Consider the following 26463-nt stretch of genomic DNA (forward strand, 5'->3'; position numbering starts at 1 on the left):
GCGGCCTATTTTATCATCACACTGTTTTGCTTTATTCGGGAATCAACAAACAAATGAGCGAATATCTGTTTACGTCGGAGTCGGTATCGGAAGGCCATCCGGACAAAGTCGCCGACCAAATCTCTGATGCCATCCTCGATGCCATCCTGCGCGAAGACAAATACGCTCGCGTTGCTGCCGAAACGCTGGTCAATACCGGCCTGGTAGTACTGGCTGGCGAGATCACCACCTCGGCCAATATCGACTACATCAAGGTCGCACGCGAAACCATCAAGCGCATCGGCTATGACAACTCCGAACTGGGCTTCGACTACCACGGTTGCGCGGTCATGGCCTGCTACGACAAGCAGTCGCAAGACATCGCCCAGGGCGTTAACGAAGGTGAAGGCTTGGACCTGAATCAGGGCGCTGGCGACCAAGGCCTGATGTTCGGCTACGCCTGCGATGAAACCCCGACGCTGATGCCTTTCCCCATCTATTACGCACACCGTCTGGTACAACGCCAGGCCGAACTGCGCAAGGATGGTCGTCTGCCATGGCTGCGTCCGGATGCCAAGAGCCAGATCACCTGCGTTTACGACGGTGAAACCGGCCTGCCCAAGCGCATCGACACCGTGGTGCTGTCCACCCAGCACAGCCCGGAAATCGATCACAAGACGCTGACCGAAGCTGTCATCGAAGACATCATCAAACCGGTGCTGCCGCCGGACATGCTGACTGCCGAAACCAAGTACCTGGTCAATCCGACTGGCCGCTTCGTGATTGGCGGCCCGATGGGCGATTGCGGCCTGACCGGCCGCAAGATCATTGTCGATACCTACGGCGGTGCAGCCCCGCACGGTGGTGGTGCCTTCTCCGGCAAGGACCCGTCCAAGGTCGACCGTTCGGCCGCCTATGCCGGCCGTTACGTGGCCAAGAACATCGTGGCCGCCGGCCTGGCCCGTCAGTGCCAGATCCAGGTTTCCTACGCCATCGGCGTGGCCGAGCCGACCTCGATTGCGGTGGATACCTTCGGCACCAACAAGATCCCGAACGAGAAGATCGTGGAACTGGTGAAGAAGCACTTCGACCTGCGCCCGAAAGGCATCATCCAGATGCTGGACCTGCTGCGCCCGATCTACGGCAAGACCGCTGCTTACGGCCACTTCGGTCGTGAAGAGCCGGAATTCACCTGGGAACGCACCGACAAGGTAGAGGCACTGCGCGCAGACGCCGGCCTGTAATCAGGTAGCAAGTCAAAGTAAGACAAAAGCACCGGATGTGAATCCGGTGCTTTTTTATGCCCAGCAACAGGGCATTAGCTTTGATACAGGCAAAAAAAGAGGGCGCCGAAGCGCCCCTAAGTCCCTTACCACAACAAGTAAATCGGTATCGGTCTGCTGTTATTCCACGCGTTCGCCGTGCAATACCACATCCAGGCCTTCACGTTCTTCATCCTCGGCCACACGCAGACCAACAACCACATCGATAATCTTCAGCAGGATGAAGGTGATGATGGCGCAGTACACCACGGTCACACCCACACCGATTGCCTGGGTAGCCAGGCTACCTTCCGCACCACCAATGCTCTTCACTGCAAACACACCAGTCAGCAGCGCACCAACGATACCGCCAACGCCGTGTACACCGAAGGCATCCAGCGAGTCATCGTAGCCCAGCATATGCTTCAGGCCAGTTGCACCCCAGAAGCAAACCACGCCAGCTACTGCACCAATAATCAAGGCACCTTTCACATCCACGAAGCCTGCGGCGGGAGTGATGGCTACCAGGCCTGCTACTGCACCGGAAGCAATACCCAGTACCGACGGCTTCTTCTTGTGAATCCACTCAGCAAAGGTCCAGGCCAGTGCAGCAATACCGGTAGCAACCTGGGTGGTCACCATGGCCATACCGGCACGGCCATCAGCAGCGACCGCAGAGCCGGCGTTGAAGCCGAACCAGCCCACCCACAGCATGGAAGCACCAATCAGGGTCAGGATCAGGTTGTGCGGGGGCATGGCTTCCTTGCCAAAACCAACACGCTTGCCCATTACCAGGGCACAGATCAGGCCCGCGATACCAGCATTGATGTGAACCACGGTACCGCCAGCAAAGTCCAGTACGCCCTGGCCACTCATCCAGCCGCCCGGACCCCACACCCAGTGGGCAACCGGTACGTAAACCAGCAAGGACCACAGTGCGGTAAAGATCAGCAGGGCAGAGAACTTCATCCGTTCAGCAAACGCGCCGGTGATCAGTGCCGGGGTAATGATGGCAAAGGTCATCTGGAACATCATGAACACCGATTCCGGAATGGTGCCGGCCGCCGGGTGAACCGCCACTTTCTTGGTGTCGGCAATGTAGTCCATGCCATCCAGGAAGACGCGGCTCAGGTCACCCAGATAGGGGTTGCCAACGGTAAAGGCCAGGCTGTAACCCACCACAGCCCACAGTACGGTGACCAGTGCGGTGATGGCAAAACTTTGCATCAATGTCGACAGCACGTTCTTTTTACGGACCATGCCGCCGTAGAACAGGGCCAGACCCGGAATGGTCATGAACAGCACCAGTGCGGTGGAAGTGAGCATCCAGGCGGTATCACCGGAGTTGATCACCTTGAAATCGGCCATGGCCGGGCCGGCTGGCGCATCAGCCAGAACCGGTAGTGCCAGCGCAAGCAGGCTGGTACCCAATGCAGCAAGTTTTTTCTTCATTTTGTTTCCCCTGTAGAGCGTGGCTTAAACCGCGTCGATACCGGTTTCCCCGGTCCGGATCCGCACGATTTGTTCGAGGTCGAAGACAAAAATCTTGCCATCACCAATCTTGCCGGTACGAGCCGATTTCTCGATGGCCTCAACAACCTGGTCGAGCAGGTTGTCATCGATGGCGATTTCCAGTTTTACCTTCGGCAGAAAGTCCACTACGTATTCGGCACCGCGGTAGAGTTCGGTGTGGCCTTTCTGACGACCAAAGCCTTTTACTTCCGTGACGGTAATGCCTTGTACGCCAATGGCGGATAGCGCTTCACGTACTTCATCAAGCTTGAACGGCTTGATCACGGCGGTGACCAGTTTCATGTTCACTCCTTTGTAATGGACCCAGATGTGTATTTGCCTAGCTGACAAGAGCTTTGCATAAACCGTGCCAGCTTGTTATCTGACTGATAGTTAAGAAATTTCTTTGCAATAACTAGCATTTGCCGGCTGAAACTCGGCATCGGCACCACAGAGGAGCATTTATCATAAATAGACTGCACCGCTTTGGTGCGCCAGGGCAAAACTGCAGTGCGGAAGGGATTTTGCTAAACTCAACACAGATCATCGAACCCACCGTCCAAGGAGAGCTGAAATGTTGAGTCAGAAATTGTTTGAGGAAATCAGCGCCAAGATCAGCGATACCATCGCCGCCAGTCCGGCCAAGGATATCGAAAAGAATATCAAGGCCATGATGGCATCGACTTTTTCCCGTATGGATCTGGTAACCCGGGAAGAGTTTGATGTACAGCAAGAGGTATTGGTCCGTACCCGCGAGAAGCTGACTGCGCTAGAAGCGCGGCTTGCCCGGTTGGAAAACCAGCTTTTCCCAGAAGAAGCCCAAGCAAAGACAGAAGCTCAGGCCGAACTGGGCCACTCCTGATCGACGATGGCGCTTGCCGTTGTCTCAAGCCGCGCACTGGCGGGCCTACAGGCACCGGAAGTCGCGGTTGAAGTACACCTAGCCAACGGACTGCCGCAATTCACCATCGTTGGGCTGCCCGATACCGAGGTCAAGGAGAGCCGTGATCGCGTGCGAGCAGCCATCATTAATTCCGGTTTTGAGTTTCCTGCCCGCCGCATTACCGTCAATCTGGCACCGGCTGACCTGCCCAAGGACTCCGGCCGCTTCGATCTGCCCATTGCCATTGGCATTCTGGCTGCAGCTGGCCAACTGCAGTGCCCACAGCTCGCGGACTATGAGTTTGCCGGAGAGTTAGCGCTCAGCGGGCAGCTAAGAGATATCCGAGGCGCGCTGGCCATGGCCTGTCAGACCAGCCGGGCTGGCCGGATGTTTTTCTTGCCGCGTAATAGTGCACTGGAAGCTTCGCTGGTGTTGTCGGGAAAGGTTTATGCCGCCGACAGCCTGTTACAAGTGTGTGCTCACCTCAATGGCGTGCAGCTGTGTGACCCCGTTTTGGTCAACCAGAACAACATCAGCCCCGTTTATCCTGATCTGGCTGATGTAAAGGGCCAGCTAGCCGCACGTTACGCATTGGAAGTCGCCGCTGCCGGCGGGCATAGCTTGTTGCTGGTTGGGCCGCCCGGTACGGGCAAGTCTATGTTGGCCTCGCGTCTTCCTGGCATCTTGCCCGCCATGGATGACCAGCAAGCATTGGAAACAGCCGCAATACAGTCGCTGGGTTCCCAGGGCTTTCATACAGCACAGTGGCGTCAACGCCCCTATCGTGCACCGCACCATACCGCTTCGGCAGTCGCGCTGGTGGGGGGCGGGTCTGATCCCCGTCCAGGAGAAATCAGTCTGGCGCATCACGGTGTGTTGTTTCTGGACGAACTGCCAGAGTTTGAGCGCAAAGTACTCGAAGTATTGCGTGAACCTTTGGAGTCGCAGCTAATCCATATTTCCCGTGCGGCACGGCAAGCGACGTTCCCGGCAGATTTTCAGCTTATTGCTGCCATGAATCCCTGTCCCTGTGGTTATCTGGGACAGCCATCTGGTCGTTGCCAGTGCACCCCGGAGCAGGTTGCCCGCTATGCCGGTAAATTGTCCGGGCCCTTGCTGGACCGTATCGACATGCATGTACAGGTGGCTAACCTCAGTGCGCAGGAGTTGACCAGTGATCAGACTGCGGAGGCGAGTCACAGCATTCGCCAGCGGGTGCAGTCCGCAAGAGATCGTCAGTTGCACCGGCAGGGATGCTGTAATGCACGTCTGGCTGGGACAGAACTTGACCGTCATCTGCATGCCAGTACCGAGGTGCTTGGCTTGCTGGCACAGGCTTTGGATCGCCTTGGCTTGTCCGCCAGAAGCTATCATCGGATACTGCGCATTGCTCGCACTGTGGCGGATATGGAGGGTAGCGTGCGGCTTGGGCGGCAGCATATGCTGCAGGCCATCCAATTGCGACGCAGTGGATTGACCTTATAATGTCGTGAAATATATTTTCACCGGGTTTTAATAGATAATGAGCGGATTGACTGCATGGAAATGGTAGTTGTAAATGGCTAATCGTGATGTGAAAAATTCGTCGCGTTCATCGTCCTCCGGGCGAGCGCGCGCTGCAGGTAAAAGCGGCGGTGGTGGCATGGTGGCCGGCATTGTTATCGGCCTCATTGTTGGTGTGGCCGTTGCAGTTGGTTTGGCGATGTATTTGAATCGCTCTGCCACTCCTTTTTCCAATTTGGAAAAACTAGACCACAAGAATTCCTCATCTGCCGCTTCGGCGCCGTCGACGGAGTTGCTGGAGCCCGGTACCAAGATCGCCGATGTACAGCCGGCCGCTCCGGTCGCCTCCGCACCAGCCAAAGTCGAAGTGCCGCCAGCACCGCCAATGCCTGCTGAATTAGCTCCGCCAGCCACGACGCCACCTACGGTCAAGAGCAAGCCGGCAGCTCCTGCTGCGAACAGCAGCAAGGATGAGCAGCGTTTCGACTTCTACAAGATTCTGCCGGGGCAAGTGGATGCCGTCCCTGCCGATGGCAAACCAAGTGGCAAGGAGCGGGAACCTTCTGCAGCCGCTCCGGCCAAAAAGGTCTACCTGCAGCTGGGTGCGTTCCAGAACGAAAATGAGGCTGACAATCTCAAGGCCAAGCTAGCCTTGCTGGGTGTTGAAGCCAAGATCCAGTCCGTGTCGCTGGCTGACAAGGGAATGGTGCATCGGGTGAGGGTAGGTCCGCTCAGCAAACAAGAGGATGTGGACCGGATTCGTTCCCAGCTGAAACAGGATGGTATCAATGCTGCTGTGGTCAAGGCAGAGTAAACGTCGTAGCGTTTAAAGGACAAAAAATGAAAAAGTGGTTGATGATGGGTTTGCTGCTGCTGAGTGGTGCTGCCAGTGCAGCATCCGAGCTGGGTAAGGACTATATGCTGATGAGCAAGCCACAGCCTGTGGCCAACCCGAAGAAAGTCGAAGTCATCGAGTTCTTCTCCTATACCTGCATCCATTGTTTCCATCTTGACCCGCTGATCACTGCCTGGGAAAAGAAAAAGCCAGCGTATGTGGATTATCGCCGCGAGCAGATTGTCTGGCAGAAGCCGATGGAGGGCTTTGCCCGACTGTTTGCCACACTGAATGTGACCGGCTCAATGGAAAAGCTCAACAGCCCGGTGTTTGATGCTGTGATGCAAAAGAAAATTAATCTGGCTGACCCAGCGATCTTGAGTGACTGGCTGAAAAAGCAACCAGGCGTGAATGTCAGCAAGTTCATGCAGACCTATAATTCCTTCGGCATCAACAGCCAGGTTGCCCGGGCCAGCCAGATCACCCGTGCATACAATATCGAAGGTACGCCCACCATCGTGGTCAATGGCAAATATGCACTGGCACCAGCTACGCCGGAGCGCCTGATCGAAGTGATGAATGATGTGATTGCCAAGGCCAAGGCTGAGAGCAATATCAAATAAGCTTGGTGTCGCAGGGGTGTCTGTGTGCTTGATTAACTAATTTTATCCAAGTGCTTGACGCTACCTGGCTAGTACGGTAAGATGCATTTCTCTGACGCGGGGTGGAGCAGTCTGGTAGCTCGTCGGGCTCATAACCCGAAGGTCGTAGGTTCGAATCCTGCCCCCGCAACCAAGTTTTCAAGAAAAGACCACTCGTATGAGTGGTCTTTTCTTGTGTGTGCTTGCGCACGGCAGTACATACGTTCAGTTTGCTGTTCAGAACGTATTCCCTCGAGTCATCTATTTAGGGCCATATTCTTCGGGATGTGGCCCATTCTTTTGTGATCCTAGTTCAGCGTCAATAAAAAAGCCGCCCGAAGGCGGCTTTTGTCATTGCTCTGCAGTTCAAATGCGTTTTGCCAGCTCGGCGGCTTTGCCAACATAAGCAATCGGTGTCAGCTCCAGCAGGCGCGATTTTTCCGTTTCGGGAATTTCCAGGCCCTTGATGAAGGCCGACAAGGTCTCGCGCGTAATGCCGTCTTTGCCCCGAGTCAGCTCTTTCAACTGCTCGTAGGGATTGGGCACCCCGTAGCGACGCATTACGGTCTGAATTGGTTCCGCCAGCAATTCCCAGCTGCGACCCAGTTCGTCAGTGATGGCAGTCGGATTGATTTCCAGCTTGTTCAGGCCCTTCAGGCAGGCTTTGAAGCCGAGCATGGTATAGCCAAAACCAACACCCATATTGCGCAGTACGGTGGAGTCGGTAAGGTCGCGCTGCCAGCGTGACAGCGGCAGCTTTTCAGCCAAATGATTCAAGATGGCATTGGCCATGCCCAGATTGCCTTCAGAATTCTCGAAGTCGATCGGGTTCACCTTGTGCGGCATGGTCGAGCTGCCAACTTCGTCTTTCTTAACCTTCTGCTTGAAATAGCCTAGCGAGATATAGCCCCAAATGTCCCGGTTCAGGTCGATCAGGATGGTGTTGACACGGGCCACTACCTGATACAGCTCGGCCATGTAATCATGCGGCTCGATCTGAATGGTATAGGGGTTGAAGGTAAGACCCAGGCCCGATACAAAACGGCCGCACACGCTTTCCCAGTCAATTTGCGGATAGGCAACCAAGTGTGCATTGTAATTGCCGACAGCGCCGTTGATCTTGCCGAGAATTTCCTGGGCGACCAGCTGTTCACGCTGACGCTTCAGACGATATACGGCGTTAGCCATTTCCTTGCCCATGGTAGAGGGCGTTGCCGGCTGGCCATGTGTGCGGCACATCATCGGCAGGTCGGCCAGTTCGTGTGCCAGTTGTTGCAGCTTGAGGATGACTTCGTCCAGCGCCGGCAATACCACGGTATTGCGCGCAGTTTTCAGCATCAGCGCATGCGACAGATTGTTGATGTCTTCGGATGTGCAGGCAAAATGGATGAACTCGCTGGCGGCCATGACTTCGGTGTTGCCCGACAGGCGCTCTTTCAGCCAGTATTCAATGGCCTTGACGTCGTGGTTGGTGCGCGCTTCGATGGCTTTTACTTCTTCGCCATGCTGCACAGTGAAGTTGCTAATGACATCATCGATTTCGCGGATGGTTGCCTCAGAGAAGGGCTTCACTTCCTCGATGCCTGGCTCGGCAGCCAGCATTTTCAGCCATTCCAGTTCTACCTTGATACGAAACTTCATCAGGCCATATTCGGAGAACAGGTTGCGTAAGCCTTCAACCTGGGCGGCATAGCGGCCATCCAGCGGGCTCAGGGCGGTCAGCGGGTTCAGATTCATGACGAGGTATTTCCAAGCGTGGTTTGCCAGTCGGGCTGGCAGGTTTCAGTACAAAACAAATCGTTTGGGTCAGGCTGGTATGTCAGCCTGCGTGCTAGTCCGGCAGCCAGTTTGTCGGCGGCTTCCGGCTTGAAGCGGAAAAACAGTTCGGGCTCGATCATTTCCACTTCCATCAAGGCAAGCTGCCCGTGATTATCACGAATGATATCAACACGGGCATATAGCACATCAAAAGGTAGTGCAGCCACCGTGGATTCGGCAAAAGTGCGTTCTTGTACCGTGGCCTGATGGACATGGACACTGCCGCCATGGTCATCCTGCACCCGGAAGTCGCCTGCTTGTGGCAACTTGCGGATGGCATGACTGAAAGCGCCATCGATCACCATCAGTGACAACTCGCCCTGGCTCAGTATGTGCTGCTGGAATGGTTGCAACATCATGGCTTCTTGCTGGATCAGCTCGGCAAAAGTACATTCCAGCGCGGCACTGTTTTCTCCATTCAGGCGATAGGTGTGGCGTGCCGAGCCGGACACTACCGGCTTGAGAATGGCCTGCTCCCATGCACAGTCGTACAGGCACTGCTCCAGGCTGCGGGAATCACCTCTCTCAATGTAGTGACTGCTGACCGTGTTGATGCCTTTTTTTGCCAGTGTTGCTAGATAATGTTTGTCGATATTCCAGTTGATCAGCTCAGCGCTATTGAACAGAGTAGTTTGCCGTGCGACCCGATTGAGCCAGGGGGCAAATTCGTCAAAGCGCTCAAAATAGTCCCAAGTGGTGCGAAATAGGATGCAGCGTGTCTGTGTCCAGTCGAAATCAGGGTCATCCCAGGCTTTGCGACCAACGCGTAAGCCTTGAGCAGCCAAGGCTGCCATGACCAGCCCATCCTCATGATGAACTTGGCGGCTATACCAGTCGGTCTCAGCCAGCTGGAGCAGGGATTTCTTCGTCAGTACGATGACATCAAACTGCATGCATTTCCTTCACGTCAAGAAAAACGGGTGCCAGGCACCCGTTTCGCTTACATCCCAGGCATCATGCCCTTCATGCCACGCATCATTTTCATCAATCCGCCCTTGGCGGAGAACTGTTTCATCATCTTTTGCGTCTGCTCAAACTGGTTGAGCAGGCGGTTTACCTCTTGCACCGTCACACCCGAACCGGCTGCAATACGGCGTTTGCGGCTGGCCTTCAACAGCTCAGGCTTGCGGCGTTCTTCCATCGTCATCGAGTTGATGATGCCCTCGATGCGGCGCATGGATTTTTCGGCCTCTGCGCCTTGAATACCCTTGGCCATCTGACCCAGTTGGCCCGGCATTTTTTCCAGCAGATTGGACATGCCACCCATTTTTTTCATCTGCTGCATCTGTGCCTTGAAGTCCTCCAGATCAAAGCCCTTGCCGGACTTCAATTTCTTGGCCATGGCGGCTGCTTCGTCCTGATCGATGCCCTTCTGGACTTCTTCAATCAGCGACAGCACATCGCCCATGCCCAAGATGCGGCTGGCGATACGATCAGGGTGGAAGGCTTCCAGCCCACTGACTTTTTCACCTACGCCGATAAATTTGATCGGCTTGCCGGTAATGTGGCGCACGGAGAGTGCGGCACCACCACGCGAATCACCGTCCATCTTGGTTAGGATGACACCAGTCAGCGGCAGGGCCTCATTAAAAGCCTGTGCAGTATTAACTGCATCCTGGCCCTGCATCGCATCAACGACAAACAGGGTTTCTACCGGATTGATGGCGGCGTGCACGGCCTTGATTTCCGCCATCATGGCTTCGTCGATGGCTAGGCGACCGGCTGTATCGACCATCAGCACATCAAAGAAGTGACGCTTGGCATGATCAACAGCAGCACGGGCGATATCGACAGGTTTCTGCTGGCCATCCGAGGGGAACCACTCAACGCCGACTTGCTCGGCCAACAGCTTCAACTGCTCAATGGCTGCGGGGCGGTATACGTCGGCCGATACCACCAAGATCTTTTTCTTCTGCGTTTCTTTCAGCAGTTTGGCCAGCTTGCCCACTGTGGTGGTTTTACCTGCACCCTGCAAACCAGCCATCAGCACAATGGCGGGTGGAACGGCGGCCAGATTGAGGGCGTCGTTTTTTTCACCCATCAATTTGACGAGTTCGTCATTGACCACACCAACCAGAGCCTGACCTGGTGTCAGGCTGCCCATGACCTCCTGGCCAAGGGCGCGTTCCTTTATCTGGGCGATGAAGGATTTGACGACAGGTAGTGCAACGTCGGCCTCCAGCAAGGCCATGCGAACTTCGCGCAAGGCATCCTGGATATTGCTTTCGGTCAGGCGGGCATTGCCGCGCAGATTCTTGATGACGCCGGACAGGCGGTTGGTCAGGTTGTCTAGCATGCTGAGTCCTTCTGTCTGCCAACGAGGGACAGGTTGGTGTAGACTTTCAAACTGTCGATTTTACCACGAGCTGCCGGGTTGACGCCCGCAAATGATGGCGCTAACACCATGACTGCTTTTATTTTTGTTCTGACAATCCTGCTCATCTTCGCCTATGGCGGCCTTTCCTGGCACTTTATCGGTAACTGGAAAGGTGTTGCCAGTTTGCCGCGCAACCCCCGGTTTGAGCATACCCTGTTGGGTATCATCTTGTTATTGCATGCCTATGCCGTTATGTCGCCACTGTCAGAAGGCAGCATGATTTCACTGGGGGTAGGCCGTGCCTTATCAGTAGTCGTGTGGATGATGCTGGTGATTTACTGGACCTGCAGCTTCTTTTATCGAGTGGAAGGACTGCAACTGTTCATGATGCCGCTGGCCATGGCGACGCTGGGATTCGCGCTGGCTTTCCCTGGTGAGCACATCATGCATGACCTGGGCAACCCGGCTTTTGCCCTGCATGTATTGGTATCCATTGTGGCTTACAGTCTATTTGCCATTGCTGCCTTGCTGGCCGTACTGATGCTGTTTCTAGAAAAGGCATTGCATGACAAGCGCTGGTTGTCTCTGGTACGACAATTGCCACCATTGCTGTCGTTGGAAAAAATGATGTTCCAAGTAATTGGCATTGGATTCATCTTGCTCACAGTGTCTCTGCTAACGGGAGTGCTCTTTTCGGAAGAGGTGTTTGGCAAGGCCGTGGCCCTGAGCCATAAGACGGTTTTTTCCGTTATTTCCTGGCTATTGTTTGCCGCATTATTGCTGGGGCGTCACTTCAAGGGGTGGCGTGGCAAGGTGGCCATACGCTGGGCATTAGCCGGTTTCGCGGCTTTGCTATTGGCGTATATCGGCAGCAAAATGGTATTGGAGTTGTTGTTGCATCGTGCATGATCAAGTCGTTGTCGCGAGTTCTATTCTTTGTCATCGCTTTTACTTAGTAATGAGGAGCAGCTTCATGAAAAAACTGTTTGCCATGATTGTTGGTCTGTTGTTTATCTGCGCTTCTGCCTTTGCTGCTGTCAATATCAATACGGCAACTCAGCAGCAGCTGGAGTCTCTCAATGGTATCGGACCAGTCAAGGCTAAGGCGATCGTCGATTACCGAACCAAGAATGGTGCCTTCAAGTCGGTGGATGACTTGAAGAAAGTATCAGGTATCGGTGACAAAACGTTGGAAAAGCTGCGTAAGGACATTGCTGTTAGCGGGGCCAGTACTGTGCCGGCTGCGGTGCCAGCGAAGGCCGCTGCTCCGGCAGGCAAGCCGGTAGCGGCCAAGAAAGAGGCCTCCAAACCAGCGGTAAAGAAATAAGCATTGCTAGCAAACAACAAAGCGCCCTGTGGGGCGCTTTGTTGTTTATCTAGGTCTTGTTCTTGTCAAATAGTTGCAAGGCTCGTTGGCGCTGTACTGCATGGTCCACGATCGGGGCTGGGTAGTCGTGTTGCAACTTGAAGCCCAAGGGTGGATTTTTAGCGAGCCAGGGGGCGTGAATGTCCTTGTTGTTAAACGATCCCAGTTCCGGCACATAGCGCCGGATGAACTTGCCTTCGGGGTCGAATTTTTCCGATTGCGTTACCGGGTTGAAAATACGGAAGTAAGGCTGTGCGTCGCAGCCGGTAGATGCCGCCCACTGCCAGCCGCCGTTGTTGGCTGCCTGGTCAAAGTCCAGCAAGGTCTCGGCAAAGTAGGCTTCACCCCAGCGCCAGTCAATCAGCAAGTCTTTGACCAGAAAGCTGGCAGTGATCATACGCAGGCGGTTGTGCATATAACCGGTTTGCTTCAATTGCCGCATGGCCGCATCCACGATGGGATAGCCGGTTTGCCCCTCTTGCCAAGCCGCAAACCACTCCTGCGAGTTCTCAAATTGCAGTTGGCGGTATTCTTCCTTAAAGCTGTTGCCCACTACGTGTGGAAAATGCCATAGCAGCTGTTGGTAGAAGTCGCGCCAGATTAGCTCTCCCAGCCAGCATTCTGCTCCCTCTCCCCCCTGTTGCCAGGCAAACTGTGCCAATTTACGGATGGAAATAGTGCCAAAGCGTAAATGCGTTGACAGATAAGAGACGCCCTTCGTTGCAGGAAAGTCACGCCAGCTCTTGTAATGAGTGATACGCAATATGAAGTCGGCAAACAGTTGATCTGCAGCCTCACCTCCGGCTTGCAAAGCGGAGTTTGTACGCTTGAAACCGAGGGTTTCAAGCGATGGTGAGGGTGGAGCTTGCCAGCACGCCAGCTGTTTCAGCCGGTTTTGACTGGGGTAGGCTTGAACAAAGAATGGATCCAGCCGTTTTAGCCAAGCATTCTTATAAGGTGTGAACACGGTATAAGGACGGCCAGCTGCAGTTAACACCTCATCGGTTTCAAAAATCACCTGATCCTTGAATAGTTCCAGCTGTCCCGACTGTTGTGCAAGCTGTTCGGCCACCTGTTTGTCACGCGATATCGCCGCCGGCTCGTAGTCCCGGTTGGCGAAAACCCGGCGTGCTCCCCATTGCTCCGCCAGATTCGGAATGATGTCCTGTGCTCTGCCATGAGCCACATACAAATCACTACCGGCAGCCTGAAGCCTTTGCCGCAGGGCCTCGACGCAGTCCCAGATGAAAGCGATGCGTCGGTCTGCTGCCGGCAGGGCAGCCAGTATGTCGGTATCAAACACAAAAACACAGCGTACAGCAGCACCGGACTTTAATGCGTGGAAGAGGCCGGCATTGTCATCAATACGCAAGTCTCGGCGGAACCAGAAAATATGTGTTTGAGGCATGGATATGCTCGGTCTTGTTGGTATGTTTAAGGGGGATCATGCAATTTTTCATCATTTTTGCAACACATTCTGATGTGTGTTGTATTTTTGGTTTGATGGTTTGTGCTGGTTTTTTTCTTTATTTATCTATAAAAATCAATGTCTTGTTGTGTTTTTTTGTTTGCTGTGACGAGGGCCGCTCCGAACGGCCTGCTGCGATGTTTTGTATTTTTGCAACGAGCGCTTTATATTTCAGCCAGCAACTAGCCGATCAATCGGCAGTGAAAAAATGTCCGGGAGCCTCAGTAGTAAGGGGCAATCTAACAGGACTACATTAAACTGACTTCGAAAGGAATTAGCGATGAACAAGAAGCTGATCGCCCTGGCTCTGGCCGCTCTGCCGGTAGCCCACGCAATGGCTGATGTAACCATTTACGGCACCATCGAAGCCGATATGGAAAGCAGCAAGACTTTTGCTGCAAACAAGGCAGCTGGTAACAGTGGCAACCTGAAGTCCATTACCCGTATTGACGATACCGGCTCCCTGATCGGTTTCAAGGGTAACGAAGATCTGGGTAACGGTCTGAAGGCTATCTGGCAGGTTGAGCAAGGCCTGAATATCGACGGTACTACCGGTGATAATTCTGGTAATGGTTATAGCAATTCCTTCGCAACCCGTGATTCTTTCGTTGGCCTGCAAGGTGCTTTCGGTAAGGTACGTCTGGGTAAACTGAGTACCTTCCTGAATTCGGATGCCGGCGCACCGGATGCTTGGATCTATGGCAACCAAGGCGTTAATGGTCTGTCTTACAGCTCCATCAATCAGCTGGATACACGTGTAAACAACGCTATCCGCTACGATATCCCCGAATTCGTTGCTGGTCTGAGCGGTGCTGTAGTTTATGGCGTAGATGAGTCCAACGTAAACAACAAGCAAAACCAGTGGAGTGTTGGTGCTAGTTACACCAATTCCGGCTACTTTGGCACATTTGGTTATGTTCGTACTGCCAATGCCATTGGTACTGACAAGGCTTCCAACTACTGGCGTGTTGAAGGTGGCTACAACGCCAATAACATCCTTGCTGCTGCTTACTATGGTCATTCCAAGCTGGGTTCTGATGTTATTTCTAACAACTTTGCTGGATCGACTACCGTTGGTACTTCCGGTGTATCCCACAAGGAAGCTGGTCTGACCCTGGGTTATACCATGGGTGCTATCACCCCGAAATTCTCCTACGGCCGCGTATGGGGTGCTTCGGTTGAAGGTGGTTCGGATATCAAGGGTCACTTGAATCAGTACGTACTGGGTGCTGACTATGCTCTGAGCAAGCGTACTACTGCTTACGCTTCTTACGGCTATGTTCAAAATACCTATCGTGATGCAACTGACAGCAAATACTCCAACGAGCACACTGTTGCTGTTGGCGTTCAGCACAAGTTCTAATTCTCGCTTAGAGAGTTAAGCTTAAGAAAAAGGACTGCTTCGGCAGTCCTTTTTTTATGGCTGAGTTGCGGGGGAATGGAGGCGTATTGATTTGTGCCGAATTCGCCGGCTTCTGTTGGTCGCTGACTGTGCTGCCACTTTGTGCAACCTGCGCATATAATGCCTGCAGGATCGTGTGCACTGCTCTGAGCTAGCGGTGCTGAGAATAGACAAAGGGATTTTATGGAAGCTTCTGCGGGGATATCTGGCCTGGGGCGGGCTCTTGTTCAGAATAATGCCTTGCTATTGCAGGATGCTGAGGCAATACAGCGTCTGGCACAGGCTTCCGGTATCACCTTTGTCGAGCAGTTAATCGCCAGCAAGAAGATGTCTGCTGTGGAGGTGGCGACATTTGCCTCTGGTGTGTTTGGCTACCCGCTGCTGGATATGGGGGCGATTGATCCGGCTCAGCTACCCAAGGGCATGGTGGATGAAGAGTTGATCGGCAGCCGTCGTCTGGTTCCCTTGTTCAAGCGTGGCAATAAACTTTATATCGGCACTTCCGATCCTACCCAGACCTCGGCTTTTCATGCCATTACCTTCAAGACCGGTCTGACGGTTGAGGTGGTGGTGGTCGAGGATGACAAGCTGTCCAAGGTGATTGGCAAGTATACCGAGGATGCCACGGCGGCCATCAAGGCTTTGGAGAATGAGGATTTTGGAGATCTGGAGTTTGTCGATCCGGATGCGCCAACCGCGCACAGCGAAACCAACCAGCCTGATGTCGATGATGCGCCGGTGGTCAAGTTTATCCATAAGGTTTTGCTGGATGCGATTACTGGTGGTGCCTCCGATGTTCATTTCGAACCCTATGAAAAATTTTATCGTATCCGTTACCGGGTGGATGGTCAGCTCAAGGAAATTGCCCAGCCGCCCTTGCTGCTGAAAGAAAAAATCGCTTCTCGCATCAAGGTGATTTCTCGGTTGGATATTTCGGAAAAGCGGGTTCCTCAGGATGGCCGACTGAAGCTGGTCCTTTCCAAGACACACTCGATTGACTTCCGCGTTAGTACCTTGCCTACCTTGTATGGCGAGAAAATTGTGATGCGTATCCTTGATGCTTCTGCGGCATCGCTGGATATCGAACAGTTGGGATTCGAGCCGGAGCAGAAAAAATTGCTGTTGGAGGCTATTGGCCGCCCGTATGGCATGGTGCTGGTCACTGGGCCAACCGGTAGTGGTAAAACAGTGTCGCTTTACACCTGCCTGAATATCCTGAATAAACCCGATATCAATATTTCCACAGCTGAAGACCCGGTAGAAATTAACTTGCCAGGCATCAATCAGGTCAACGTCAACGAAAAGGCCGGTCTGACTTTCTCTTCGGCCTTGAAAGCTTTCTTGCGGCAAGATCCTGATGTGATCATGGTTGGTGAAATCCGTGACTTTGAGACGGCCGATATTTCCATCAAAGCGGCGCAGACCGGTCACATGGTATTCTCCACGCTGCATACCAATAATGCCCCGGCCACGCTGACCCGCTTGCTGAACATGGGGGTGGCGCCTTTCAATGTGGCCAGCTCGGTACTGCTCATCATGGCGCAGCGTCTGGCACGTCGTTTGTGCAGTCATTGCAAGGCCCCGGTGGATATCCCTGATACGGCTTTGCTGAGGGCGGGGTTCCGACAGGAAGAACTGGATGGCCGCTGGAAGCCCTATGGTCCGGTAGGCTGTGATGAATGCCGCGGTTCTGGCTATAAGGGGCGGACCGGTATTTATGAGGTGATGCCGATTACCGATGCGATGACTCGGCTGATCATGCAAAATGGTACGGCGATTGATATCAACGATCTGGCCTTGAAAGAGGGCATGGTCGATCTACGGCATGCGGGGCTGCTAAAGGTCAAGCGAGGGCTTACCTCGCTGGCTGAAATTGAGGCAGTGACCAACGACTAGGTAGAAGAAAGACAAGCATGGCGACCGTGGCTAAAAAGACAAATCCGGGGTTTATCTGGGAGTGGGAAGGCAAGGACCGATCCGGCAAGGTGATCCGTGGCGAGTTGCGTGCGGAAACCGAGGCGGTTGCCAAGACGCAATTACGGCGGCAGGGTATCAATGTCCTCAAGGTAAAGCGCCGGCGCAGCGGCTTTGGTCGCAAGATTACCGAAAAAGACATCACGCTGTTTACCCGCCAGCTCTCTACCATGATGCGGGCTGGTGTGCCCTTGCTGCAGGCATTTGATATTACAGCTAAGGGGCATGGTAATCCGGCCGTGACCAAAATGCTGCTGGAAGTCCGTGCTGATGTGGAGACGGGTCTGTCACTGGCTGAAGCCTTTCGCAAGAAGCCGCTGTATTTCGACAAGTTGTTCTGCAATCTGATTGCCGCAGGTGAAACCGGTGGCGTGCTGGATTCTTTGCTCGACAAGCTGGCCACCTATAAAGAAAAAGTGATGGCGATCAAGGGCAAGATCAAATCTGCCATGATCTACCCGACTGCAATCATCGCTACCGCCTTTATCATCACTGCGGTCATCATGATTTACGTAATTCCAGCGTTCAAAGACTTGTTCTCCAGCTTTGGTGCTGACTTGCCTGCGCCGACATTGGTGGTGATCTGGTTGTCGGATTTCTTCGTTCATTGGTGGTGGCTGATTTTCGGTTCCATCTTTGGTGGCATTTTTTCTTTCTTTTATGCTTTCAAGCGCACTCCCAAGCTGCAGGAGCAATTTGATCGCATCTTGCTGAAGCTGCCGGTGATCGGAAACATCATCCGCAAAGCCACCATTGCCCGCTGGACGCGTACCTTGTCCACCTTGTTTGCGGCTGGAGTGCCCTTGGTCGAAGCGCTGGATTCGGTGGGCGGTGCCTCGGGTAATCAGGTCTATAGCGAAGCAACCAAGCTGATTCAGAATGATGTCAGCGCCGGTTCCAGCCTGAGTTATTCCATGCAGCGTACCGGCTTGTTTCCCAATATGGTGTTGCAGATGACGTCGATCGGCGAGGAGTCCGGCTCCCTTGACCAGATGCTCGACAAGATTGCCGACTTTTATGAAGAGGAAGTCGACAATGCGGTGGCCTCGCTTTCCAGTCTGCTGGAGCCGGCCATCATGGTGATTCTGGGTGTATTGATTGGCGGTCTGGTCATCGCCATGTACATGCCGATTTTCAAGATGGGTCAGGTGGTAGGTTAAGCATGACTGAAATGGCAAGTGTATTTGCTGGCAATGCCGGCTTGCTGGTCGTGGTGGTATTGCTGTTCGGTTTGCTGGTTGGCAGCTTTCTCAATGTGGTGATTCACCGTTTGCCCAAGATGATGGAGCTGGGCTGGCAGCAGGAGTGTGATGCCTATCTGGGGCGGGAGCCTACGGCGCAGCCCAAGTACAATCTACTGGTGCCCGCATCGCATTGCCCGGTGTGCCGGCAAGAGGTTCGCCCCTGGCAGAATATTCCCTTACTGAGTTATGCCTTGCTGCGTGGTCGCTGCCATGGCTGCAGTACGGCGATCAGTTTGCGTTACCCTGCGGTGGAGTTGCTCACTGCTGTGTTATTTGCACTACTCGCTTGGCATTATGGCTGGAGCGTGCAACTGCCTGCCTACTTGGCGCTGACGGCGGTACTGGTCGCTCTCACCTTTATTGATGCCGATACCCAGTTGTTGCCGGATAGCTTGACGCTACCCTTGCTGTGGGCCGGCTTGCTGTTCAATCTGCTGACCGGCACGGTAGCACTGTCCGATGCTGTGCTGGGGGCAATGGCTGGTTATCTGAGCCTGTGGCTGGTGTACTGGTTGTTCAAGCTGGCTACCGGCAAGGAGGGGATGGGCTATGGCGACTTCAAATTGCTGGCAGCCTTCGGTGCCTGGCTGGGCTGGAGCATGTTGCCGCTCATCATCCTGCTGTCTTCACTGGTAGGGGCGGTGGTCGGGATTGTACTGATTTTGCTGGCGCGCATGGGGCGTGGGCAGGCTTTACCGTTTGGTCCTTATCTGGCTGCAGCCGGTTGGATTGCCTTGCTGTGGGGGCAGGATATTGTCAGTTGGTATCTGGGCATCTATGCCCATTGATATTGTCGGCCTGACCGGTGGCATCGGTTCCGGAAAAAGTGCTGCCGCTGCGCACTTCGCCGCGCTAGGAGTGCCAGTGGTGGATGCGGATGTGATCGCACATGCATTGACTGGGCCTAATGGCGCAGCCATGCCGTTGCTCACTGCCGAGTTCGGTCGCCAGGTGGTCGCGGAGAATGGAGCGCTCAACCGCGCTGCCATGCGTGCGCTGGCCTTTGCCGATCCGGATAGCCGTCGTCGGCTGGAGTCCATCCTGCATCCGCTGATCCGTGCCGAATGCGTACGTCAGCTTGATACCGCTTGTGGGCCCTATGCGCTGCTGGTCGTGCCCTTATTGTTTGAAAATCCGGATTATCTGGCACTGGTACGGCGTAGTCTGCTGGTGGATTGTGCGGAAGAAGTGCAACTGGCTCGGGTGCAAGCCCGCAGTGGTTTGACCGCAGACGCGGTACGCGCCATCATGGCGGCGCAGATGCCGCGTGTGCAAAGATTGGCACAGGCCGACGATGTCATTGATAATGATGGCTCGCTTGCGGCATTGCAGCTTCAAGTCGAGGCCAAACACCAGTATTATCTTGCAAACCTTGCCCACGGCCAGTGACAAGGCATTTTCCAAGCCACCAAGAAGGGCAGACGTCTTGTGATCAGTTTTGAGTTTCCTGTCACCGAGCGAACCCGTACCCTGCTTCGACTGGAGCAGCTGTATGACCGGCTGGCTTATTTTCTTGGTAAGGATCATCCGCTGGATCATCATGCCGGCCTGCTGGTGCTGTTCGAATTGCTGGAAACGGCGTCTCGTGCCGATTTGAAGGCCGATCTGTTGCAGGAGTTGGAGCGGCAGAAGCAGGTGCTGGAAGCGCTGCGCGAAAATCCCAATGTGGCGGAAGAAACGCTGGAAAAGGTTCTGGACGAAATCGAGCTGTCTTCCAGCCAGTTGCTGGGAGTCACCGGCAAGTTTGGCCAGCACTTGCGTGAAAACGAGTGGCTGATGGCCATCAAGCAGCGTGCCGGCATTCCCGGTGGTACCTGCCAGTTTGATTTACCGTCATATCACCTGTGGCAGCAGAAACCGGCTGAAGAGCGGCGCCGTGACATGCGGCGCTGGGCGGCACCGCTGATGCCGACTGCCGAGGCTGCGCGCATTCTGCTGCATCTGCTGCGTGACAGCGGCAAGACGCATCATTATGTTGCCCGCAATGGTGCTTTCCAGCAGATGTCCGGTGGCAAGGTAGTGCAGATGATTCGCATCGCATATGACCCCAGCCTGAATGTGTTGCCGGAACTGTCTGCTAATAAATATGCCATCAATGTCCGCTTTGTTAGTGCGGTGACCGGTGAAAGCCGACCTCGCCAGGCCGAGTGCGATGTTGAATTCACCCTGACCAACTGCAAGTTCTGAGCCATGTCCCAAGTCGTTCGTACCGTACCTTGTCCCACCTGCGGCGCTGCCGTGCGTTGGGAGCCTGCCAGTCAGTTTCGCCCGTTCTGCAGCGAGCGTTGCAAGATGATCGATCTGGGTGAGTGGGCCAGCGAAACTTATCGTGTACCGGCGCAGGAGGAAAGCCCGGACAGCGAAATTGATCCTTCGCGCTACTCCTGAGCCATTTCGGCGATATAAAAAAACAAGGCCCGCAATTGCGGGCCTTGATCATTGCGGGGGGACACTCAGGCACGGGCGGCCAGTGCGGCTCCCTGAGTGAAGTAGGATTTGACACCGCTGAGGATGGAACCCGCCATCTGCTGCTGGAAATCGCCATCCAGCAGGCGCTGCTCTTCTTCCGGATTACTGATGAAGGCGGTTTCGACCAGGATGGACGGAATGTCCGGGGCCTTGAGCACGGCAAAACCGGCTTGTTCCACTTGGGAACTGTGCAATTTGTTCAAGCCCCCCACCTTGCCCAGCATGATCTTGCCCAGCTTCAGGCTGTCATTGATGGTAGCGGTCTGGGTGAGGTCGAGCAGGGTATGCGCCAGGAACTTGTCCTTGCTGGCAATTTTCACCCCGCCGATCAGGTCGGAGCTGTTTTCCGATTGCGCCATGGTCTTGGCAAAGGCGCTGGATGCACCTTTCTCGGACAAGGCAAATACCGATGAGCCACGGGCAGTGCGGTTGGGCGCGGCATCGGCATGGATGGAGATGAACAGGTCGGCATTCAGTTTGCGTGCCTTGGCCACGCGCACGCCCAGCGGAATGAAGATGTCTTCCTCGCGGGTCATGAAGGCCTTCATATTGCGCTCGGCATCAATCATGCGCTTGAGCTGTTTGCCAATGCGCAACACGATATCCTTTTCGCGGGTGCCGTTCATGCCGATGGCACCTGGGTCTTCACCACCGTGTCCCGGGTCCAGCATCACCACAATGGGACGGTTGGCATCATTTTTCTTTGGTTTCACCTGCGGTGGCGGTTCGGTCAGCTTGCCCTTGTTGTAGTCGTCCAGCAGTGCCATCAGCGGATCGTCTTGTGTGCCGCTGGCTGGGTAGAGGTCGACCACCAGCCGGTGTTTGTATTCGGCTACCGGGTTGAGGGTGAAGGCCTGTGGCTTGACGTCGGTCTTGAGCTCCAGCACCAGCCTTACCGTATCTGGGCTGAACTGGCCAGCACGCGCAGTCTTGATGTAGGGATCGGCGTCGGCGATCTGGCTGCTGATGTCTTTCAGCACGCTGTTGAGCTGCACCCCTTCCAGGTCGATCACCAGTCGGTCGGGATTGCTGATGGTGAACTGCTTGAATTTGATGGCATCGCTGGCTTCCAGCGTGATGCGGGTATAGCTGGAGGCCGGCCAGATGCGAATGGCGACCACCTGGCTGTTGCCAGCGAAACCAAGCTTGCTGACGCTGAGCAGGAAGGTGGCGGCTGCCGCGCCAATCAAGCGGCGGCGGGTGGGGTCGAAAGTCGAGTCAGGCATGACTGTCCGGTTTCTGTGCTTGCGGTTAAACGATACGTGCGACCCTGACCGCTGACTTCTAGTTCCAGCGTCAGGTCGGCGACGGGCAATAAGTCCCCAGCCTTGTCCGGCCACTCCACCAAGCAGACAGTGTCCTGGCCGAAGTAGTCGCGAAAGCCAGCGTCATCCCACTCTTCGGGGTCGGCAAAGCGGTAGAGGTCGAAATGGTGCACGGTCAGCTCTGCCAGCGGGTAACTTTCAACCAGAGTATAGGTCGGGCTTTTCACTCGCCCTTGATGGCCCAGGCCGGCCAGCAGGCCACGGCTGAAGGTGGTTTTGCCGGCACCCAGATCACCCTGCAGGAAAATCACCACGCCTGCTTGCAAGGCACGCGCCAGTGCGCCGCCCAATGCGAGGGTGGCGGCTTCATCGGGCAGGCTGCCGCAGTGAACGCTGGTATCATCCATGGCCATATGACTGAGAAATCCTATCAAAACATGGATTATCCCGAATTGGCGCGTCAAATCAAAGCCTGGGCTCGAGAATTGGGCTTTGCCGATGCCAGAATCGGCAAAGCCGAGCTACCCGAGGAGGCCGGGCGCAAGCTGCAAGCCTGGCTGGATGAGGGCTGTCATGGCGAAATGGACTATATGGCGCGGCATGGTGCGCTGCGGGTGAGGCCGGCCGAGCTGGTGCCCGGCACGCTGACCATCATCAGCGTGCGCATGCCGTACTGGCCGGCCGAGGCGCAGGCCAGCGAGTCGGTGCTGCAGGATGGCCGTCTGGCCTATCTGTCGCGTTATGCTTTGGGGCGTGATTACCACAAGGTGATACGTGCCCGCTTGCAAAAGCTGGCGGATCAAATCAAGCAAGCTGCCGGAGACTTCGGTTATCGAGTGTTTACTGACAGTGCGCCGGTTGCCGAAGTGGCGCTGGCCGCACAGTCCGGTCTGGGCTGGCGCGGCAAGCACACTTTGTTGCTGAATCGGCAGCAGGGTTCGCTGTTTTTCCTCGGCGAAGTGTTTACCGATCTGCCCTTGCCGGTGGATCAGGAAGAGCAGGGGCATTGCGGCCGCTGCACTCGCTGTATCGATGTTTGCCCGACGCAGGCCATCACCGCACCTTACAAGGTGGATGCTCGCCGCTGTATTTCCTATCTGACCATCGAGCTGAAGTCAGCCATCCCGCTGGAGTTGCGGCCCTTGATCGGTAATCGGGTCTATGGCTGCGATGACTGCCAGCTGATTTGCCCGTGGAATCGCTTTGCCGTCAATACCGTCGAGGCCGATTTTGCCGTACGGCATGGACTGGACCAGGTCAGCCTGCTGGAACTGTTTAGCTGGAGTGAGGCCATGTTCAAGGAAAAACTGGCGGGGAGTCCGATCTACCGCATCGGTTACGCCAAGTGGCTGTCCAATTTGGCCATTGGCTTGGGCAATGCGCCATACGATCCGGCTATCGTGGCTGCCTTGGTTTTACGTGCTGATGACGAGGACGAACTGGTGGCCGAGCCGGTACGCTGGGCTTTGCAGCAGCAAGGACTGCGGCAGATGGCTGGATAGGAAAAGGGAGCCGCAGGCTCCCTTTCGTGTGGTGACTTCCGTCTTTTTTGCCTCAGAGCAAAGCCTTCAGTTCAGCGGTTTGGTGAAATGAAAGGACGTGATGCTGAAGCCTTTGCGGAAATACAGGCGGTGTGCTTCGGTACGCCAGGTACCGGAATCCAGTACCTGAAAGCCGCAGCCCAGCCGCCGTGCTTCGTCGGCACACCAGTCCAGCAACTGGCTGCCTATACCTTGTGAGCGGTGGGCTTCATCGCTGACCAGGTCATCGATATACAGCCGCAGGTCTTCATAGGTGTTTTCGTACACGCGGTACAGAGCCAGGCCCAGCGGCTTGCCATCGCTATCCAGTGCCGCCACCATGCGTGCGCCAAACGAACAGACGCGTTGCATTTTTGCCGCATAGCTGTGGCCGTGTTCCGGCAGAGTAGGGCGCAGCTGGCGATGCAGGCTGCTGCACCGTGCCAGCAATTCCGGCTCGGTGACCTTGCCGGTTTCGTCAGTCAGCGGCACGATGCGCAAAGAGAGGGCCATTTCAGTCGCCACGCGACGGTGCAATCACCAGTGATTCGCCATCCAGAATCACCTTGCCTTGTACTAGGCACTGGGTGGCCAGCTTGACGCGTTTCTTTTCCGGGAAGACTTCCACCACGGTGGCGCGCGCGGTCACGGTCTGGCCGATGCGTACCGGAGCCTTGAATCGGGTGGATTGCGACAGGTAGATGGTGCCGTTGCCTGGCAGCTTGGTGCCGACTACGGTGGAGATCAGGCTGGCGGTCAGCATGCCGTGGGCAATACGGGTTTCAAACGGTGTGGTTTCAGCATATTCCTGATTGATGTGCACCGGATTGTCATCACCGGAAACAGCTGCAAACATCAGGATATCGGCTTCGGTAATGGTTTTGGCGTATTCGGCAGAATCGCCGACCTTGATATCTTCAAAGTAGACTGTCATGTAGGTGTCTCCAGCTATGACGTTGAAATTGCTGCACTGCATTGTGCCATGCAGCAGACGAAATGCAAATTAAGCGGAAATGACGTAGTATCTGCAATCAGTTGTTTTTTTGCTACGTGCCACACATTAAAATTCAACCAAACGCTCGTTTGAAATGGCGTTGGGGCATAATTCGGGAAACACCACGGTAGCAAGTCCCTTCCGAGTTCGATTAACCCAGAGAGCTATTCGCTGGAGGAATATGAAAGTTCTAGTCGCTGTTAAACGCGTTGTCGATTACAACGTGAAGGTTCGGGTGAAGGCTGACGGGTCTGATGTCGATGTCGCCAACGTCAAGATGTCGATGAACCCCTTTGACGAAATTGCGGTGGAAGAAGCCGTACGTCTGAAGGAAGCCGGCAAGGCCACCGAAATCGTTGTGGTTTCCATGGGTGTGAAGCAGTGCGAGGAAACCCTGCGCACCGCTCTGGCCATGGGCGCTGACCGTGCCATCCTGGTGGAAACCGATACCGAACTGCAGCCGCTGGCCGTGGCCAAGCTGCTCAAGGCCGTGGCGGACAAGGAACAGCCGCAACTGCTGATCGTCGGCAAACAGGCCATTGATGATGATGCCAACCAGACCGGCCAGATGGCTGCTGCCTTGCTGGGCTGGTCTCAGGGCGCGTTTGCTTCCAAGGTGGATGTGGCTGCCGAAACTGTCGATGTCATCCGTGAAATCGACGGTGGCCTGGAAACGCTGAAGCTGCGTCTGCCAGCCGTGGTTACCGCCGACCTGCGTCTGAACGAACCGCGCTTCATCAAGCTGCCCAACATCATGGCCGCCAAGAAAAAGCCGCTGGAAAAGACCAGCCCGGCCGATCTGGGTGTCGATGTCACGCCGCGTCTGAAAACGCTGAAAGTGGCCGAGCCTGCCAAGCGCTCTGCCGGCATCAAGGTAGCCAATGCTGCCGAGCTGGTAGCCAAACTGAAAAACGACGCAAAGGTGCTGTAAGCCATGGCCATTCTCGTTATCGCTGAACACGACAACCAGGGCCTGAAAGCAGGCACCCTGAATACCGTAACCGCCGCTGCCAAGCTGGGCGAAGTACACGTACTGGTGGCTGGCCACAATGCCGCTGCTGCTGCCGATGCCGCCAAGAGCGTGGCTGGTGTGAGCAAGGTGCTGCTGGCCGATGCCGCCCAATACGCGCACGGTCTGGCTGAGAGCCTGTCCGCCCTGGTGGTGGAAGTTGCCAAGGGCTACAGCCATGTGCTGGCGCCGGCTACCTCTTTTGGCAAGAACCTGCTGCCGCGCGTGGCTGCCTTGCTGGATGTGGCGCAGATCTCCGAAATCACCGCCATCGAATCGGCCGACACCTTCGTGCGCCCGGTCTACGCCGGCAACGTACTGGCTACCGTGCAATCGGCTGATGCCATCAAGGTGATCACCGTGCGTACCACCGCTTTCGATGCTGCTGCTGCTCAGGGTGGCTCCGCTGCCGTGGAAAGCGTGGCAGTAGCTGCTGATCCGCAGCTGTCCAGCTTTATTGGCCAGGAGCTGACCAAGTCGGACCGTCCGGAACTGGGCGCTGCCAAGATCATCGTCTCCGGTGGCCGTGCGCTGGGTTCGGAAGAACAGTTCAAGGCGGTGATTGAGCCGCTGGCTGACAAGCTGGGCGCTGCGGTGGGTGCTTCCCGTGCTGCCGTTGACGCGGGCTACGCGCCGAACGACTACCAGGTCGGCCAGACCGGCAAGGTTGTTGCGCCGCAGCTGTACTTCGCCGTGGGTATTTCTGGTGCCATCCAGCATCTGGCGGGCATGAAGGACTCCAAGGTGATCGTGGCGATCAACAAGGACGAAGAAGCGCCGATCTTCCAGGTAGCCGATTACGGCATCGTGGGTGACCTGTTCACCGTGGTGCCGGAACTGCTGGCTGAGCTGTCCAAGTAAGGTGGTGCGGGGAGGGGAAATCCTCCCCATCCGAGCAGGCAAGATAGCCGCCGGAATTAAAAAATAAAAACCGGCTACGACCGGTCTGCTTCATGGAGGAGCAAGCTTTCCCGCCGCAGCACGCGGTGGGTGGGCATGCTC

At 55.3% G+C, this 26463-nt stretch carries 28 protein-coding genes and 1 tRNA gene; 19 read left to right on the forward strand and 10 right to left on the reverse strand.

The genetic code is table 11. The features are described 5' to 3' along the window. Nucleotides 1-53 precede the first annotated feature (53 nt). The gene (gene metK, locus H2Z84_RS00595; protein ID WP_181834242.1) at nucleotides 54-1223 is read left to right on the forward strand and encodes a methionine adenosyltransferase; all 1170 of its coding nucleotides are present in this window, start codon (nucleotides 54-56) and stop codon (nucleotides 1221-1223) included. A gap of 159 nt (nucleotides 1224-1382) precedes the next feature. On the opposite strand, the gene H2Z84_RS00600 is transcribed toward metK, so the two are convergent. Beyond that, complete coding sequence (locus H2Z84_RS00600) at nucleotides 1383-2693, reverse strand: ammonium transporter (RefSeq protein WP_181834243.1); 1311 nt, start codon at nucleotides 2691-2693, stop codon at nucleotides 1383-1385. 24 nt (nucleotides 2694-2717) lie between these two features. Beyond that, entirely contained in the window at nucleotides 2718-3056 is a 339-nt protein-coding gene (gene glnK / locus H2Z84_RS00605) for a P-II family nitrogen regulator (RefSeq protein ID WP_124645423.1), read from the reverse strand. Between the two features lie 271 nt (nucleotides 3057-3327). Between glnK and H2Z84_RS00610 the strand changes: the two genes are divergently transcribed. The 5 genes from H2Z84_RS00610 (at nucleotide 3328) to H2Z84_RS00630 (ending at nucleotide 6769) form a co-directional block, all read left to right on the forward strand. Then, nucleotides 3328-3615, forward strand: a complete 288-nt coding sequence (locus H2Z84_RS00610) for an accessory factor UbiK family protein (RefSeq protein ID WP_059284834.1) — start codon at nucleotides 3328-3330, stop codon at nucleotides 3613-3615. Between the two features lie 6 nt (nucleotides 3616-3621). Beyond that, nucleotides 3622-5121 carry a YifB family Mg chelatase-like AAA ATPase gene (locus H2Z84_RS00615; RefSeq protein ID WP_181834244.1) on the forward strand — a complete coding sequence of 500 codons (1500 nt, stop codon included), beginning with the start codon at nucleotides 3622-3624 and terminating at the stop codon, nucleotides 5119-5121. 157 nt (nucleotides 5122-5278) lie between these two features. Beyond that, nucleotides 5279-5953 (forward strand): SPOR domain-containing protein, encoded by a 675-nt coding sequence (locus H2Z84_RS00620; protein WP_258869243.1) that lies wholly within the window; start codon nucleotides 5279-5281, stop codon nucleotides 5951-5953. A gap of 26 nt (nucleotides 5954-5979) precedes the next feature. Continuing rightward, complete coding sequence (locus tag H2Z84_RS00625) at nucleotides 5980-6597, forward strand: thiol:disulfide interchange protein DsbA/DsbL (RefSeq protein WP_103526140.1); 618 nt, start codon at nucleotides 5980-5982, stop codon at nucleotides 6595-6597. A gap of 95 nt (nucleotides 6598-6692) precedes the next feature. Continuing rightward, nucleotides 6693-6769 (forward strand) — tRNA-Met (locus H2Z84_RS00630). A gap of 212 nt (nucleotides 6770-6981) precedes the next feature. On the opposite strand, the gene purB is transcribed toward H2Z84_RS00630, so the two are convergent. The 3 genes from purB to ffh are packed head-to-tail and all read right to left on the reverse strand — an operon-like array spanning nucleotide 6982 to nucleotide 10729. Next, nucleotides 6982-8352: an adenylosuccinate lyase gene (gene purB / locus H2Z84_RS00635; protein WP_181834246.1), complete on the reverse strand. Its 1371-nt coding sequence runs from the start codon at nucleotides 8350-8352 to the stop codon at nucleotides 6982-6984. Beyond that, the gene (locus H2Z84_RS00640) at nucleotides 8349-9326 is read right to left on the reverse strand and encodes an ATP-grasp domain-containing protein (protein WP_181834247.1); all 978 of its coding nucleotides are present in this window, start codon (nucleotides 9324-9326) and stop codon (nucleotides 8349-8351) included. Before H2Z84_RS00640 ends, purB begins: the two co-directional genes overlap by 4 nt. A 47-nt stretch (nucleotides 9327-9373) precedes the next feature. Then, nucleotides 9374-10729, reverse strand: a complete 1356-nt coding sequence (gene ffh / locus H2Z84_RS00645; protein WP_181834248.1) for a signal recognition particle protein — start codon at nucleotides 10727-10729, stop codon at nucleotides 9374-9376. A gap of 108 nt (nucleotides 10730-10837) precedes the next feature. Between ffh and H2Z84_RS00650 the strand changes: the two genes are divergently transcribed. Both H2Z84_RS00650 and H2Z84_RS00655 read left to right on the forward strand, forming a co-directional pair. After that, on the forward strand, nucleotides 10838-11659 hold the full coding sequence (locus tag H2Z84_RS00650; RefSeq protein WP_181834249.1) for a cytochrome C assembly family protein: 822 nt from the start codon (nucleotides 10838-10840) through the stop codon (nucleotides 11657-11659). A 64-nt stretch (nucleotides 11660-11723) separates the two neighbouring features. Then, nucleotides 11724-12077, forward strand: a complete 354-nt coding sequence (locus H2Z84_RS00655; RefSeq protein ID WP_181834250.1) for a ComEA family DNA-binding protein — start codon at nucleotides 11724-11726, stop codon at nucleotides 12075-12077. A 49-nt stretch (nucleotides 12078-12126) separates the two neighbouring features. On the opposite strand, the gene H2Z84_RS00660 is transcribed toward H2Z84_RS00655, so the two are convergent. Further along, a complete protein-coding gene (locus H2Z84_RS00660; protein WP_181834251.1) occupies nucleotides 12127-13524 on the reverse strand; it encodes a cryptochrome/photolyase family protein in 1398 nt (465 codons plus the stop codon). 38 nt (nucleotides 13525-13562) lie between these two features. Between H2Z84_RS00660 and H2Z84_RS00665 the strand changes: the two genes are divergently transcribed. The 8 genes from H2Z84_RS00665 to yacG all read left to right on the forward strand — a co-directional run bounded on the left by H2Z84_RS00665 (nucleotide 13563) and on the right by yacG (nucleotide 20592). Beyond that, entirely contained in the window at nucleotides 13563-13841 is a 279-nt protein-coding gene (locus tag H2Z84_RS00665; RefSeq protein WP_181834252.1) for a hypothetical protein, read from the forward strand. A 23-nt stretch (nucleotides 13842-13864) separates the two neighbouring features. After that, nucleotides 13865-14947 (forward strand): porin, encoded by a 1083-nt coding sequence (locus H2Z84_RS00670; RefSeq protein WP_181834253.1) that lies wholly within the window; start codon nucleotides 13865-13867, stop codon nucleotides 14945-14947. A 222-nt stretch (nucleotides 14948-15169) separates the two neighbouring features. Further along, nucleotides 15170-16882, forward strand: coding sequence for a type IV-A pilus assembly ATPase PilB (pilB, locus tag H2Z84_RS00675; RefSeq protein ID WP_181834254.1), 1713 nt, complete (start codon nucleotides 15170-15172; stop codon nucleotides 16880-16882). Between the two features lie 17 nt (nucleotides 16883-16899). Then, complete coding sequence (locus H2Z84_RS00680) at nucleotides 16900-18120, forward strand: type II secretion system F family protein (RefSeq protein ID WP_181834255.1); 1221 nt, start codon at nucleotides 16900-16902, stop codon at nucleotides 18118-18120. Between the two features lie 2 nt (nucleotides 18121-18122). After that, complete coding sequence (locus H2Z84_RS00685) at nucleotides 18123-18992, forward strand: prepilin peptidase (protein WP_181834256.1); 870 nt, start codon at nucleotides 18123-18125, stop codon at nucleotides 18990-18992. Then, a complete protein-coding gene (coaE, locus tag H2Z84_RS00690; protein WP_181834257.1) occupies nucleotides 18982-19593 on the forward strand; it encodes a dephospho-CoA kinase in 612 nt (203 codons plus the stop codon). The genes H2Z84_RS00685 and coaE overlap by 11 nt, the downstream gene beginning before the upstream one ends. Before the next feature lie 39 nt (nucleotides 19594-19632). Then, nucleotides 19633-20391 carry a cell division protein ZapD gene (gene zapD / locus H2Z84_RS00695; protein ID WP_181834258.1) on the forward strand — a complete coding sequence of 253 codons (759 nt, stop codon included), beginning with the start codon at nucleotides 19633-19635 and terminating at the stop codon, nucleotides 20389-20391. A 3-nt stretch (nucleotides 20392-20394) separates the two neighbouring features. Next, complete coding sequence (gene yacG, locus H2Z84_RS00700) at nucleotides 20395-20592, forward strand: DNA gyrase inhibitor YacG (RefSeq protein WP_181834259.1); 198 nt, start codon at nucleotides 20395-20397, stop codon at nucleotides 20590-20592. 65 nt (nucleotides 20593-20657) lie between these two features. On the opposite strand, the gene H2Z84_RS00705 is transcribed toward yacG, so the two are convergent. Next, complete coding sequence (locus tag H2Z84_RS00705) at nucleotides 20658-21899, reverse strand: N-acetylmuramoyl-L-alanine amidase (protein WP_181834260.1); 1242 nt, start codon at nucleotides 21897-21899, stop codon at nucleotides 20658-20660. Beyond that, on the reverse strand, nucleotides 21860-22345 hold the full coding sequence (gene tsaE, locus H2Z84_RS00710) for a tRNA (adenosine(37)-N6)-threonylcarbamoyltransferase complex ATPase subunit type 1 TsaE (RefSeq protein WP_258869244.1): 486 nt from the start codon (nucleotides 22343-22345) through the stop codon (nucleotides 21860-21862). Before tsaE ends, H2Z84_RS00705 begins: the two co-directional genes overlap by 40 nt. 30 nt (nucleotides 22346-22375) lie before the next feature. On the opposite strand from tsaE, the gene queG reads away from it, so the two are divergent. Next, nucleotides 22376-23440, forward strand: coding sequence for a tRNA epoxyqueuosine(34) reductase QueG (queG, locus tag H2Z84_RS00715; protein ID WP_309545419.1), 1065 nt, complete (start codon nucleotides 22376-22378; stop codon nucleotides 23438-23440). A gap of 66 nt (nucleotides 23441-23506) precedes the next feature. On the opposite strand, the gene H2Z84_RS00720 is transcribed toward queG, so the two are convergent. Together H2Z84_RS00720 and H2Z84_RS00725 are read right to left on the reverse strand one after the other, a co-directional pair. Further along, entirely contained in the window at nucleotides 23507-23971 is a 465-nt protein-coding gene (locus H2Z84_RS00720) for a GNAT family N-acetyltransferase (protein WP_181834263.1), read from the reverse strand. Nucleotide 23972: 1 nt separating this feature from the next. After that, a complete protein-coding gene (locus H2Z84_RS00725) occupies nucleotides 23973-24392 on the reverse strand; it encodes a MaoC family dehydratase (protein WP_181834264.1) in 420 nt (139 codons plus the stop codon). Nucleotides 24393-24633: 241 nt separating this feature from the next. Here H2Z84_RS00725 and H2Z84_RS00730 point away from each other — a divergent pair, with 241 nt between their 5' ends. Both H2Z84_RS00730 and H2Z84_RS00735 read left to right on the forward strand, forming a co-directional pair. Further along, nucleotides 24634-25383 (forward strand): electron transfer flavoprotein subunit beta/FixA family protein, encoded by a 750-nt coding sequence (locus tag H2Z84_RS00730; RefSeq protein ID WP_181834265.1) that lies wholly within the window; start codon nucleotides 24634-24636, stop codon nucleotides 25381-25383. 3 nt (nucleotides 25384-25386) lie between these two features. Continuing rightward, entirely contained in the window at nucleotides 25387-26322 is a 936-nt protein-coding gene (locus tag H2Z84_RS00735) for an electron transfer flavoprotein subunit alpha/FixB family protein (protein ID WP_103524361.1), read from the forward strand. The last annotated feature ends 141 nt before the right edge of the window (nucleotides 26323-26463 follow it).

The organism is Aquitalea aquatica, assembly GCF_013911085.1.
Taxonomy (GTDB): domain Bacteria; phylum Pseudomonadota; class Gammaproteobacteria; order Burkholderiales; family Chromobacteriaceae; genus Aquitalea; species Aquitalea aquatica.